The sequence below is a fragment of the Massilibacterium senegalense genome, from assembly GCF_001375675.1.
GTDB classification, from domain to species: Bacteria; Bacillota; Bacilli; order Bacillales; family Massilibacteriaceae; genus Massilibacterium; species Massilibacterium senegalense.
Genome location: NZ_LN831786.1, coordinates 499054 through 512210 on the forward strand (window position 1 = coordinate 499054; position 13157 = coordinate 512210).

Here is a 13157-nt window from a genome sequence, read left to right on the forward strand (position 1 = left end):
ACATTTACCCAGCAAAGGGGATTTGCCTTTTAGCCACCAGTAATGGTTGAAAAGGTTCTCAGCGGGTCATAGGAGAAGGCTAAGGTGACGATGAAAAAAGCTAATGATAAAGGGAACAAAGGAAGCTTAGAAGAGAATGTTAAAGTGGATAAGAACAGACGTCTCTAAACAGTAGGAAATGACTGTTGAATCTAAGTGGCAGCAGCCCGTAGTAGTGAGGATGAATAGCCGTTTGTTACTACATACAGTGATGTATGAAGGAGGATAAAACTATTCGGAGCGAAGGGGCATAGTCAATGAATGAAGAGAAGAACAGAGGGAAGTCCAGTAATAAAATAAGTTCTTCTAGTAAAAATCATTGATGGAACGCCGTGTGAGTTCGAAAGTCTCACGCACGGTGTGACTCGGGGGAAAACAGCGCTGAACTGGTAATGCTGAAGATGACTGTTACCTATCGAGATAAACAACTCCAGGTGGTAGAGCTCTAAAATTCGTGCGACCGTAAGAGCAGTCATTGGATTGCTCGTGGCATATGATTGGAATGCTTCTAGAAGAAGCCAAGAAATCCATCTCTTTGTGGACATTGAACTTACCTAGGAGGGAAACTGAATAGGAACGATAGCATGTTCAAAAAAGGCATAAGTCGTTTGGAGCATCACCAACGCAACTGAATGTCGAGTCCAGAAATTACTTTATATGGTCAAGGCTAAACTGCTTTAAACCTAGACAAGAGGCCAGAAAGAGCGGCTCATACCTTACTTGATGCTAGCATTGGTATGAAAGAATCACGCACATGTCTTAGAATTTGACATGAAGCTAGATGGAATGGATTCTTCTCTATCTCTTTATAAGAGTAAAAATGTCGAACGGGAACCTAAGTAAAGTAAACATACGTCTTTCATATGCTAAACGGTGATTACCTAAGTCCGAACGCTACTTATAATAGCTATAGTTAAGAGAACTTGAATATCGGATATGGTAACGGAGTTTCCGTAGTAGTCTGAGATGGTAAGGTGTTTTCTAACACTTGAACGAGTTTCAAAAGCTCTAGGGAAAACCCATTACATGGCGAAGGGAGACAGATTGTTGTATTCCTAATACTGAAAGGAAATGGTAAAGACCATGCAAAATCCAGAAATAGTGCTAGGGATTATTGAGTCCAATACAAAAAAACCAAGCTATGTTTTTTCGAAACTGTACCGTAACTTTTATAATCTTGCATTTTACAAAATGGCATACAACAAGCTTTATGCTCAACAGAGGAAAAGGAAATATGGTGCAGATGATAAAAAAAGAAATAAACTTGACTTCACAGTCATTCAAACTAATATTTTATCGATGAAAAATGAAACATACAAACCGGTACCTTTCGCAAAAAAGGAAAAAAGAGACGGAAAAAATATGGCCGATTATTTAAACCAATATGATACGCTTGTGGTAGAAATAGTGAAAAGTATGTTAGAAGCAATATATAAACCGACTTTTTCTAAATTAGCTCATCCTTTTCAACCGAAAAAACATTCACATGACGCACTAATACAAGTGAAAACCTCTTTTGTGGACACGAAATGGTGGATCAAAGGAAAGCTTCATTCCCCACAGGAATCCAAACATTATCATGTGTTAGTGTCGATTCTTCGGAAAAAAATAAAGGATGAAAAATTTATAAGGCTTATTTGGAAGTTATTAAAAGCAGGGTACTGGAATGAAAAATATCTTCTGTTCAAACCTGGAGAAAGAAAATATCGTAATGCATTGTATGCAATTTTTAACGAAATTTATTATCATGAATTGGATCGGAAAATGCAGGATATAATCTATTCTCTTTCGCTCGTTTCCCTATCGAATAAAAAGATAGAAAGAAATGCTTCGGTAGCAAAAATAAGCAATGTTCCATCGAAAGAAGGGAAAACGAAGTACGTTCGATATGGGAATGATTTTTTAGTAGGGGTTGTTGGTTCAAAAAAAGATGCGCAAATGTGGCGAGAAGCGATGACGCAATATATAAAAGAAGCCTTGAAACTGGAATTAACGGAAGAAGCGATTAGTATAATCAATCAAAAAGAAAAAGTTCGATTTCTTGAATATGATCTTTTTCTTTCAACGCGGACAAAAAAAAGGCAGTTTGCATTCCATGATGGTATGCATCAAGACGAGCTACAAAAAGAACAAACAAGTGTTGTAAAACTATCGTTACCACATGATCAATTACGAAAGTTTATTATTGGAAATGGTTATGCTAAAGATACTGGTAAAGGGCACTGGAAAGCGATTCATCGTTCTGCGATATTGAACAAGGAACCACTTGAAATAGTAAGATGTTTTAATGCGGAACTTACAAAATTTTATCGATATTATGGTCTAGCAGATGATGTGAAGCAAAAACTACAGAACGTGTATGTGCTTTGGTTACAAAGTTTTACGAAAACATTAGCGGGTAAGTATCGAACGAAAACATCCAAATTAAAAGAGATGGAAATGGAAGCATACGGAAATAAATATAAGCGATTTTTTCAACACGGAGATTGGGGAGTAAGCTACGAACGGCATGGTCAAATATGTTTTGAACGTTTATGTCATTACAGTGATATCTCTCCAGTGAATAAGAATCGTGAATCATCCATCAGATAATGGTTTTTATCAAAGAAATATTGCTTTAAGTAGAAATAAACCGAAGATTTTTTCGTATTGGACTTGGTAAAACAATTGGAGAGCCGTATACATTGAAAAATGTACGTACGGTTCGGAGGAGGACTGTTTCATACTCCTGCTAAGGGAACTTAGTAAGGCGGGGGCAGTCTATCCTACTACAGTACAATTCGTTTAGAAGTACGACGTGCAGAAACAATTAAACAAGGTAATGAAATGTCTGGTCATAAAACAAAAATTAAAGTCGTGAAAAACAAAGTGGCTCCACCATTTAAAACAGCAGAAGTTGATATTATGTTTGGAGAAGGAATTTCTCATGAAGGAGAAATTTTAGATATCGGTTCAGATATTGATATCGTTCAAAAAAGTGGAGCTTGGTATTCGTATAACGAAGAACGACTAGGCCAAGGACGCGAAAATGCCAAACAATTTTTAAAAGAAAATCCTGCGATTACTGATGAAATTGAAGCAGCTATTCGTGAACACTACGGATTAAATGAAACATTAGCATCTTCACGTGATGACCAAAAAGAAGATGTGTTAGTTCAACAAGATTTTAAGGATTTAAAATAATCTTTTTTAATCACTCATTAACAGGCAATAAGATCCCCACTGCAAAATGTTAAGGTAGAAACTAAAAATAGATAAATGGGGGGATCAAACTGCCCGTAAAAGTGGGATACGTACATTTAACCATCAGTGAAGAAATGAAAAAAATCCATTAATAGAAGATTTATTTGTTAAAACGGGTCTAAGAACAATTTGATAGACCCGTTTTTTTGCTGTGTGTTTGCAATTGTACACTTAGAATATGAAAGGTTTAGTAGGAATTATGCCCGATTACTTGACAATAAATAGTTATTAACATTAAAATTAATCTATGTACTTTGTACATGACGTAACTTAGGATAAAAAGCGAACATGATGTGCTACTGTAGACGCGATAAAACGACGACTCACCGCTAGATGTCCGGTAAAAGTTGATAGCAAGAGGAGGTGAAAGTATGTCAGGTATTATGACCATCTCCATTTTGCTTGTCTCTGCCGTCGTCTTTACATTTGTTGGATATTTCATCCGTAAAAAGATTGCTGAAGCTAAAATTTCAAGTGCGGAATTTGCTGCACAACAAATTGTAGAAGAAGCAAAACGAAATTCAGAAGCTTTGAAAAAAGAAAAGCTCCTCGAAGCTCGAGATGAAATTCATAAGCTCCGAAGTGATGCGGAGCAAGAAATTCGTGAAGAACGATCAAAACTTCAAAGTCAAGAAAGCCGTTTAGTTCAAAAAGAGGAAATCCTAGATCGAAAAAGTGAGTCATTGGATAAAAAAGAACAATTACTCGAACAAACAGAGGATGCTCTAATTGAAAAGCAACAGCAAATTGAAGAGATGAAGAGCAAAGTGGAGGAACTTGTCCAAGCTCGACAAAACGAACTTGAACGTATCTCTGGCTTAACCCAAGATGAAGCTAGAAAATTAATTTTAGAAGAGGCTGAAAAAGAAGCGTTTCATGATGCTGCTTTATTAATGAAAGATATTGAAGCACGCGCAAAAGAAGAAGCAGATAAAAAAGCAAAAGAAATTTTAGCAACTGCAATTCAACGTTGTGCGGCTGATCATGTTGCAGAAACAACAATTTCAGTTGTAAATCTTCCAAATGACGAAATGAAAGGACGAATTATTGGACGTGAAGGTCGCAATATTCGTACGTTAGAAACATTAACTGGTATTGACTTAATTATTGATGATACACCAGAAGCAGTTATTTTATCAGGATTTGATCCAATTCGACGCGAGATTGCTCGTGTTGCGTTAGACAAATTAGTACAAGATGGTCGTATTCATCCTGCTAGAATCGAAGAGATGGTGGAAAAATCACGTCGCGAAGTCGATGATTTCATTCGAGAAGTAGGAGAACAAACGACATTTGATGTCGGTGTACATGGATTACATCCAGACTTAATTAAAATTTTAGGTCGGTTAAAATTCCGTACAAGCTATGGACAAAATGTGTTAAAGCATTCCATGGAAGTTGCGTATTTAACAGGACTTATGGCAGCGGAACTCGGAGAAGACGAGACGCTTGCTCGTCGTGCAGGTTTGCTTCATGATATTGGAAAAGCTATTGACCATGAAGTGGAAGGTAGTCACGTAGAAATTGGTGTAGAGTTAGCAACCAAATATAAAGAACATCCAGTCGTAATTAATGCGATTGCATCTCATCACGGAGATACAGAAGCAACATCTGTGATTTCTGTTTTAGTTGCTGCTGCTGATGCTATTTCTGCAGCACGTCCAGGTGCACGAAGCGAAACATTAGAAAATTACATTCATCGTTTAGAAAAACTTGAAGAAATTTCTGAATCCTTTGAAGGCGTAGAAAAAACATATGCCATCCAAGCAGGACGAGAAATTCGAATCATGGTAAAACCAGATATGATCGATGATGCAAAAGCATATCGTTTAGCACATGACATTCGTAAAAAAATTGAAGAAGAACTCAACTATCCCGGACACATTAAAGTTACCGTTATACGGGAAACGAGAGCTGTTGAGTATGCAAAATAAAGTGGTCACGCTACCACTTTATTTTCATTTTTACACGAAAGAAAAGGAGCATCAAAATGAAAATTTTATTTATTGGAGATGTCGTAGGTAGCCCAGGACGAGAGATGGTGGCCAAGTATGTACCGAAATTAAAAAAGAAATATCGTCCAAACTTTACGATTATTAATGGTGAAAATGCAGCCCACGGACGCGGCATTACCGAAAAAATTTATCATCAGTTTTTAGAGGCTGGTGCCCAGATGATTACATTAGGGAATCATTCTTGGGATAATCGTGAAATTTTTGAATTTATCGATCAAGCTACTTGTTTAGTTCGTCCAGCGAATTTTCCAGAAGGGGCGCCTGGTGTTGGCATGAGAATGACAAAAGTAAATGCCCAAATGATTGCAGTTATTAATTTGCAGGGACGTACTTTTTTACCCCCATTAGATTGTCCATTTAAAAAAATAGACGAATTAATCGCAGAAGCAAAAAAACATACGTCGATTATTTTTGTTGATTTTCATGGGGAAGCGACGAGTGAAAAACAAGCATTAGCTTGGTATGTAGACGGTAAAGTTAGTGCCGTTGTGGGGACACACACACATGTCCAAACAGCAGATGAACGTATTTTACCAGAAGGTACTGCATACATATCAGATGTAGGGATGACAGGGCCTTACGATGGAATTTTAGGTGTAGAACGTGATGCGGTTATTAAAAAGTTTCTGACAAGTTTACCAGTGAGGTTTGAAGTGGCGAAAGGTAGGGAACAATTAAGTGGAGTCATTATTGATGTAGATAATGAAACAGGTAAAGCAACATCCATCGAACGAATTTTAATCAACGATGACCATCTATTTTTTGATTAAAAGAAAAAATTCATTGGGCTTAGCAGGAATACCTAATTGGTAGCTTGAATATAGTAATTATTAAAAATAAGTATGTTGCTAAGTATTAATAAGGAGGTAACTAGGAATGGAAATATTAAAAGTTTCAGCACAATCTAGTCCCAACTCTGTAGCTGGTGCGCTTGCAGGAGTGTTACGCGAGAAAGGCGCTGCCGAAATGCAAGCCATTGGAGCAGGTGCTCTTAATCAAGCTGTAAAGGCAGTAGCAATTGCAAGAGGATTTGTAGCACCTAGTGGTATTGACCTTATTTGTATTCCTGCATTCACAGACATTACAATTGATGGCGAAGAACGAACAGCTATCAAATTAATTGTTGAACCTCGTTAATCAAGAAAACCTGTCCAGTAATATGGACAGGTTTTTCTTTTTTACGCATAAAAAAATTTTTTTCCATCATGATAAGGAGTGAAGGGATGCGTATTGTAGATTTGCATTGCGACGTTTTATTAAAAATGTGGAGAGATGAGTCAATCGATTTTTATGATGATTCAAAGTTGCAAGTCAATTATAAGCAATTACAAAAAATTGGTTCCCTCGTTCAAGTGATGGCAATCTATGTTCCACAAAATATTCCGATGAGTGAGCGTTTTTTGGCTTCTTTACAAATGATTGAGATTTTTAAGGAGAGAATTTTAGCTGTAAATGATATGCTCCAATGGATACAAACAGCAAATGATGTAAAAAAGATAACGGATGGCAAAATTGGCGTCCTTTTATCTTTAGAAGGAGTAGAACCAATCGGTGACCAATTAACGTATTTAAAGACGTTATACCAACTAGGAGTAAAGGGCGTTGGAATAACGTGGAATTATGCTAATTTAGCGGGGGATGGTGTATTAGAACCAAGAGGAGGGGGGCTTACTTCCTTTGGAAAAGATATTGTCGCGCTAAATGATATTCACCGAGTGATTACAGATGTTAGTCATTTATCTCAGAATGGGATATATGATTGCTTGTCGCTCACGACCCGTTGTATAGCAAGTCATTCAAACGTCTACGATGTGTGTCCGCATCCACGAAATATAAAAAAAGAAGCAATTGAATGGATGATTCAAGCAAAAGGATTATTGGGGATAACTTTCGTGCCACCTTTTGTTGATGAACATAAACCAAATTTAGAAAAACTGTTACAACATATCGAATTTGTTTTAGCGTTAGGCGGAGAAGATATTATTAGTTTCGGTTCAGATTTTGACGGAATGGACGATAGTATGTCACAATTAAATCAAATAGGGGATTACGATAGACTATTGCAGTTTTTATCTCGTTATTATCCAGATGAAACTTTGCGTAAAATGAGTTACAAAAATGCTTATCAATTTTTTTCGCGCAAACTTTAAAAAACTGCCATCATAGTGCTTGCAATTTTCTAACAATAGGTCTATTATTGTAATCGTTTAAAAGTATATGCATAACCGCTCTAAAGTAAAAAAGAGATTGTGAAAATTTGATGACGATTTTTGCGCCAAACTCCTTGAAAAAATCAAGAAATGGTGTAGAATGATTTTAAACTGTCATATGAGTACAGACAAAAGATGTCGCTAAAATTTTAAGAAAGCCTTTTCATTTCCTAATACATACGACATGGAATCATTTTTTTATGCATCCAGTTTCTTTTGTTTACTTTGACGGTCTTGCAAGATTAAATTATGAATATTTGTTTTATAACGTAAAACAATTTTTATCCAGTCGAAGGGGTGTAAGAACATGATTAAGCAACTTTCATGGAAAGTTGGCGGACAACAAGGGGAAGGAATTGAAAGTACTGGCGAAATTTTTGCTACTGCCTTAAACCGTATGGGTTATTATTTATATGGTTACCGTCACTTTTCTTCACGTATCAAAGGTGGACATACGAACAATAAGATTCGTGTGAGCACAACAAAAATTAGTGCAATTTCTGATGATCTTGACATTTTAGTAGCATTTGACCAAGAAACAATTGACTTAAACTTTCATGAATTACGTGAAGGCGGTATTGTTATTGCAGATGCTAAATTTAACCCAACTATTCCTGAAAATGAAAACAACATTAAATTATATGCAGTTCCATTCACTGAAATTGCAACAGAATTAGGAACTTCTCTAATGAAAAACATGGTTGCAATCGGAGCAACATGTGCAGTTTTAAGATTTGAAGCAGAAGACTTCCGTAATGTTGTAAGTGAAATCTTTGGTAAAAAAGGTCAACAAGTAGTTGAGAAAAATATCGAAGCTGTTCAAAAAGGGATGGAAGCATTCAACGAACTAGCTGGTGGACCAGTTGAAGGATTCAGCCTTGAAAAAGCAGACGGTAAAAACCGTTTATTCATGATTGGTAACGATGCAATTTCTTTAGGTTGTATGGCTGCTGGTGTACGTTTTATGAGTGCATACCCTATTACTCCAGCTTCTGAAATTATGGAATATTTAATTCAAAAACTTCCGAAAGTTGGCGGTACTGTTATCCAAACAGAAGATGAAATTGCTGCTTGTACGATGGCAATCGGTGCAAACTACGGTGGAGTTCGTACATTAACAGCATCTTCAGGCCCAGGACTTTCATTAATGATGGAAGCAATCGGCCTTTCTGGTATGACAGAAACACCATTAGTAATCGTTGATACACAACGTGGTGGCCCGTCTACTGGATTACCAACAAAACAAGAACAATCTGACTTTATGTCATTAATTTATGGTACACACGGTGAAATTCCTAAAGTAGTAATGGCACCAGCAACTGCAGAAGAAGCTTTCTATGATACAGTAGAAGCATTTAACATTGCAGAAGAATACCAAGTACCAGTTATCATCGCAACAGACTTACAATTATCTCTTGGTAAACAAACAGTGGAACCATTAGAATTAGACAAAACAGAAATTCGTCGTGGTAAATTCGACTTCAACCAAAAAATTGAAAACGAAAATAAGGAATACTTCAAACGTTATGAAGTAACAGAAGATGGTGTATCCACTCGTGTAGTTCCTGGTATGCTTGGTGGTATTCACCACGTTACTGGGGTAGAACATGCGGAAACAGGTAAACCATCTGAAAGTCCAGTAAATCGTCAAGCACAAATGGACAAACGTTTACGTAAATTAAACGTGTTACCTGAACGTTTCCCTACGCCAGTTTATAAAAATGCTCCGCATGCTGAAGCTGATGTATTAATCATTGGTGTAAACTCTACTCGCGGTGGAATTGAAGAAGCAATGGAAAAATTAGAAGCTGACGGAATTAAAGCCAACCATGCTCATATCCGTTTAATTCATCCATTCCCAACAAAGGAATTAAAACCATTAGTAGATGCAGCGAAAAAAGTAGTAGTTGTGGAACACAACGCAACTGGACAAATTGCCAACCTTGTGAAAATGAACGTAGGTGGCGCAGAAAAAATGTCTAATCTTTTAAAATATGATGGTAATCCGTTATTACCTTCTCAAATCTACAAAGAAGTTAAGGAGATGTTATAAGCATGGCAACGTTTAAAGACTTCCGAAACGATGTAAAGCCTAACTGGTGTCCAGGTTGTGGGGATTTCTCAGTTCAAGCAGCGATTCAACGTGCGGTAGCAGCAGTAGGTGTTGAGCCACATGAATTAGCATTAATTTCAGGTATTGGATGTTCTGGTCGTATTTCAGGTTATATTAACTCTTATGGTGTACACGCTATTCATGGTCGTGCTTTACCATATGCTCAAGGGGTTAAAATGGCAAACCGTGATCTAACTGTTGTAGCAGCAGGTGGAGATGGTGATGGTTTTGCAATCGGTATGGGACATACGATTCATGCCATTCGTCGTAACATTGATATGACATATATCGTAATGGACAACCATATTTACGGTTTAACAAAAGGTCAAACATCTCCTCGTAGTGATGTTGGTTTCAAAACAAAATCAACACCAGCTGGTTCAGTTGAATCACCATTAGGTGCGATGGAACTTGCGATTTCTTCTGGTGCAACATTTGTTGCTCAAAGTTTCTCAAGTAACTTAAAAGAATTAACTAGCATCATTCAACAAGCTATTGAACACAAAGGTTTCTCTATCGTAAACGTATTCAGTCCTTGTGTAACATTCAACAAAGTAAACACATATGACTGGTTTAAAGAACATTTAATCAGCCTTGATGACATCGAAGGATACGATCGTCACAATCGCGTAAAAGCTATTTCTACATTAATGGAAAACAACGGTTTAGTTACAGGTGTTATTTACCAAGATAACGAAAAAGCTGACTATCAAACACTTGCTGAAGCAAACGGCTTTAGTAAAACTCCATTAGTAACTTCAGACTTAAGCTTAGAAAACGATGATTTCCAAAAATTAATGGCTGAATTTATGTAAGAAATAAAAAGCCCTTTCGATGCCGAAAGGGCTTTTTCATTTTCGTTATACTTTGCTATAATATATAAGTTCCAACAAGAAATAAGGGAGGATATTTTATGAAAAAAGAAATTCCAATTCAACCAGTACATCCATCGGACAAAAAATCCGATAAGGACTACGCAAAATATTTTGAATCTACCTATCAGCCGCCATCGTTAAAAGAGGCGAAAAGTCGTGGGAAAGAAGAAATTCAAGTTCATTATGATTTTGAAATTCCGGATGAAATGAAAAATATCGGGGAAGGGAAAAAGTTTTCCATTCGCACATACGGATGTCAAATGAATGAACATGATACGGAAATTATGGCGGGGATTTTAACGCAATTAGGATATGATGCAACGGAAGTGCAAGAAGAAGCAGATGTGATTTTATTAAATACATGTGCGATTCGAGAAAATGCAGAAAATAAAGTTTTTGGCGAAATTGGCCATTTAAAACAACTAAAAGTAAAGAATCCGGATGTGATAATCGGTGTATGTGGTTGTATGTCACAAGAAGAATCGGTTGTAAATAAAATTTTAGCAAAACATCCACAAGTCGATTTAATTTTCGGTACACATAATATTCATCGTTTACCTCAACTACTTCAAGAAGCGATGTTCGGTAAAGAAATGGTTGTAGAAGTATGGTCAAAAGAAGGCGATATTATTGAAAATCTGCCTCGCGTACGTAAAGGAAATATTCAAGCATGGGTGAACATCATGTTTGGTTGTGATAAGTTTTGTACGTATTGTATCGTTCCGTTTACACGTGGAAAAGAAAGAAGTCGACTTCCAGAAGATATTATTCAAGAAGTACGTCAACTCGCAAGCCAAGGCTATCAAGAAATTACCTTACTTGGTCAAAATGTAAACTCATACGGAAAAGATTTCGAAGATCGCCACTATCGATTAGCAGATTTAATGGATGAAATTCGTCAAATTGGCATTCCACGTGTTCGCTTTACAACTAGTCACCCTTGGGACTTTGATGATGAATTAATCGAAGTTTTGGCAAAAGGCGGAAATTTAGTACAACATATTCATTTACCAGTACAATCGGGAAATAATGACGTATTAAAAATTATGAATCGTAAATATACACGAGAAAATTATTTAGAGTTAGTTCGGAAAATTAAAAAAGCAATTCCAGATGTCGTGTTAACGACGGATATTATTGTTGGATATCCAAATGAAACAGAAGAACAATTTCAAGATACGCTTTCCCTTGTTCAAGAAGTAGAGTATGATAGTGCATATACATTCATTTATTCTCCTCGTGAAGGTACACCTGCTGCAAAAATGGAGGATAATGTTCCACTAGAAGTAAAACGAGATCGTTTACAACGATTAAACGCGCTAGTGAATGAATTGTCAGCACAAAAAAATGCGCAATATGAAGGGAAAATTGTCGAAGTTCTTGTAGAAGGTGTAAGCAAAAAAGATGAAAATGTGTTAAGTGGACATACTCGAGGAAATAAATTAGTGAACTTCTCAGGACCTAAATCATTGATTGGTAAATTAGTAAATGTTCGAATTACACAACCGAAAACATGGACATTAGACGGAGAATATGTAGAATTAGCTGAGGTGAAAGCATAATGGCGAAATATACAATGGAACAAATCGTAGATCAAGCAAGAGAATTGGCAAAAATGATTGCACAAACAGAAGAAGTAGAAATGTTTAAACAAGCTGAAGCAAAATTAAATGAAAATAAAAAAGTATATATGCTAATTGAAGAAATTAAACATTACCAAAAAGAAGCAGTAAATTTAGCGCATTATGGAAAAGAAGAAGCATTAAAACAAACGGAGGAAAAAATTAATCAGTTATTAGAAAAAGTTAATGCATTTCCAATCGTGCAACAATTTCAAGAATCGCAAGAAGATGTGAATAACTTATTACAATTAGTAGCAACAACCATTTCCAATAAAGTAACAGATGAAATTATCTTGTCTACAGGTGGAGATGTGTTAAAAGGAACGACTGGTTCACAACAAAAAAATAATACTTGTGGATGCTAATAAAAAAGGTACGGGTGTTCTCGTGCCTTTTTTATAGTCATAATCTACCTTCTTTTCAGAATACAATATAACGAGTGTATTTTGTAAAGGAGGGGAACAGGGTGACACAAGAAGAAAAAGGTTTTTACCGAGAGATTATTACAAAAGCAGTTTGTGGGAAAGGGAAAAAGTTTCAACAAACAACTCATACAGTAACGCCGCCGAACAAACCTACTAGCATACTTGGTTGCTGGATTATTAATCATAAATTTAAAGCGAATCCGAAAAAAGATGAAGTGTTGGTGAATGGAACGTACGATATTAATATTTGGTATTCTTACAAAGATAATACAAAAACAGAAGTTGTAACTGAAACAGTTCAATATAATGAAAAGGTACCGCTTCAATATATTGACCAAAATAGCATTGACGAAAAATTTGATGTGGTTGTTCGGATGCTGCAAGAACCAAATTGTCTAGAAGCAACCATTTCTCCAGACGAAACAAAAGTAGTAGTTCAAATAGAAAAAGAAACAGCAGCAGAAATTATTGGGGAAACAAAAGTTGCGGTATTTATTCAACCAAATCAATCCGCCGAAGATTCGGTGGAAGAAATATTAAATGAACAATCGATTAATGAAGATTTTTTAACAACCAAAAAGGAAGATTAAACTAGGAAGGGATGGACTTCCTAGT

At 36.3% G+C, this 13157-nt stretch carries 10 protein-coding genes and 1 pseudogene; all 11 read left to right on the forward strand.

Annotated features, from left to right (window positions below):
• Nucleotides 1–1122: 1122 nt before the first annotated feature.
• Complete coding sequence (locus BN1372_RS05930; RefSeq protein WP_062197927.1) at nt 1123–2631, forward strand: reverse transcriptase/maturase family protein; 1509 nt, start codon at nt 1123–1125, stop codon at nt 2629–2631.
• 156 nt (nt 2632–2787) lie between these two features.
• Nucleotides 2788–3222: pseudogene (locus BN1372_RS05935) on the forward strand (recombinase RecA); the annotation flags it as partial.
• Between the two features lie 431 nt (nt 3223–3653).
• Nucleotides 3654–5216, forward strand: coding sequence for a ribonuclease Y (gene rny, locus BN1372_RS05940; RefSeq protein WP_062197928.1), 1563 nt, complete (start codon nt 3654–3656; stop codon nt 5214–5216).
• Nucleotides 5217–5272: 56 nt separating this feature from the next.
• Nucleotides 5273–6067: a TIGR00282 family metallophosphoesterase gene (locus BN1372_RS05945; RefSeq protein WP_062197929.1), complete on the forward strand. Its 795-nt coding sequence runs from the start codon at nt 5273–5275 to the stop codon at nt 6065–6067.
• Nucleotides 6068–6173: 106 nt separating this feature from the next.
• Nucleotides 6174–6434: a stage V sporulation protein SpoVS gene (spoVS, locus tag BN1372_RS05950; protein WP_062197930.1), complete on the forward strand. Its 261-nt coding sequence runs from the start codon at nt 6174–6176 to the stop codon at nt 6432–6434.
• An 86-nt stretch (nt 6435–6520) separates the two neighbouring features.
• Complete coding sequence (locus BN1372_RS05955; RefSeq protein ID WP_062197931.1) at nt 6521–7447, forward strand: dipeptidase; 927 nt, start codon at nt 6521–6523, stop codon at nt 7445–7447.
• 367 nt (nt 7448–7814) lie between these two features.
• Entirely contained in the window at nt 7815–9560 is a 1746-nt protein-coding gene (locus BN1372_RS05960) for a 2-oxoacid:acceptor oxidoreductase subunit alpha (protein ID WP_062197932.1), read from the forward strand.
• Between the two features lie 2 nt (nt 9561–9562).
• Nucleotides 9563–10435, forward strand: a complete 873-nt coding sequence (locus BN1372_RS05965; RefSeq protein ID WP_062197933.1) for a 2-oxoacid:ferredoxin oxidoreductase subunit beta — start codon at nt 9563–9565, stop codon at nt 10433–10435.
• Nucleotides 10436–10533: 98 nt separating this feature from the next.
• Complete coding sequence (gene miaB / locus BN1372_RS05970; RefSeq protein ID WP_062197934.1) at nt 10534–12057, forward strand: tRNA (N6-isopentenyl adenosine(37)-C2)-methylthiotransferase MiaB; 1524 nt, start codon at nt 10534–10536, stop codon at nt 12055–12057.
• Nucleotides 12057–12482, forward strand: a complete 426-nt coding sequence (locus BN1372_RS05975) for a YlbF/YmcA family competence regulator (RefSeq protein ID WP_062197935.1) — start codon at nt 12057–12059, stop codon at nt 12480–12482. The genes miaB and BN1372_RS05975 overlap by 1 nt, the downstream gene beginning before the upstream one ends.
• Nucleotides 12483–12583: 101 nt before the next feature.
• A complete protein-coding gene (gene cotE, locus BN1372_RS05980; protein ID WP_062197936.1) occupies nt 12584–13132 on the forward strand; it encodes an outer spore coat protein CotE in 549 nt (182 codons plus the stop codon).
• Nucleotides 13133–13157: the final 25 nt, after the last annotated feature.

What these genes read in the sequence shown, in the direction of transcription:
- BN1372_RS05965 (WP_062197933.1), top strand. Translation starts at nt 9,563, where the DNA reads ATGGCAACGTTTAAAGACTTCCGAAACGATGTAAAGCCTAACTGGTGT.
- BN1372_RS05975 (WP_062197935.1), top strand. Translation starts at nt 12,057, where the DNA reads ATGGCGAAATATACAATGGAACAAATCGTAGATCAAGCAAGAGAATTG.
- rny (WP_062197928.1), top strand. Translation starts at nt 3,654, where the DNA reads ATGTCAGGTATTATGACCATCTCCATTTTGCTTGTCTCTGCCGTCGTC.
- spoVS (WP_062197930.1), top strand. Translation starts at nt 6,174, where the DNA reads ATGGAAATATTAAAAGTTTCAGCACAATCTAGTCCCAACTCTGTAGCT.
- miaB (WP_062197934.1), top strand. Translation starts at nt 10,534, where the DNA reads ATGAAAAAAGAAATTCCAATTCAACCAGTACATCCATCGGACAAAAAA.
- BN1372_RS05955 (WP_062197931.1), top strand. Translation starts at nt 6,521, where the DNA reads ATGCGTATTGTAGATTTGCATTGCGACGTTTTATTAAAAATGTGGAGA.
- BN1372_RS05930 (WP_062197927.1), top strand. Translation starts at nt 1,123, where the DNA reads ATGCAAAATCCAGAAATAGTGCTAGGGATTATTGAGTCCAATACAAAA.
- BN1372_RS05960 (WP_062197932.1), top strand. Translation starts at nt 7,815, where the DNA reads ATGATTAAGCAACTTTCATGGAAAGTTGGCGGACAACAAGGGGAAGGA.
- BN1372_RS05945 (WP_062197929.1), top strand. Translation starts at nt 5,273, where the DNA reads ATGAAAATTTTATTTATTGGAGATGTCGTAGGTAGCCCAGGACGAGAG.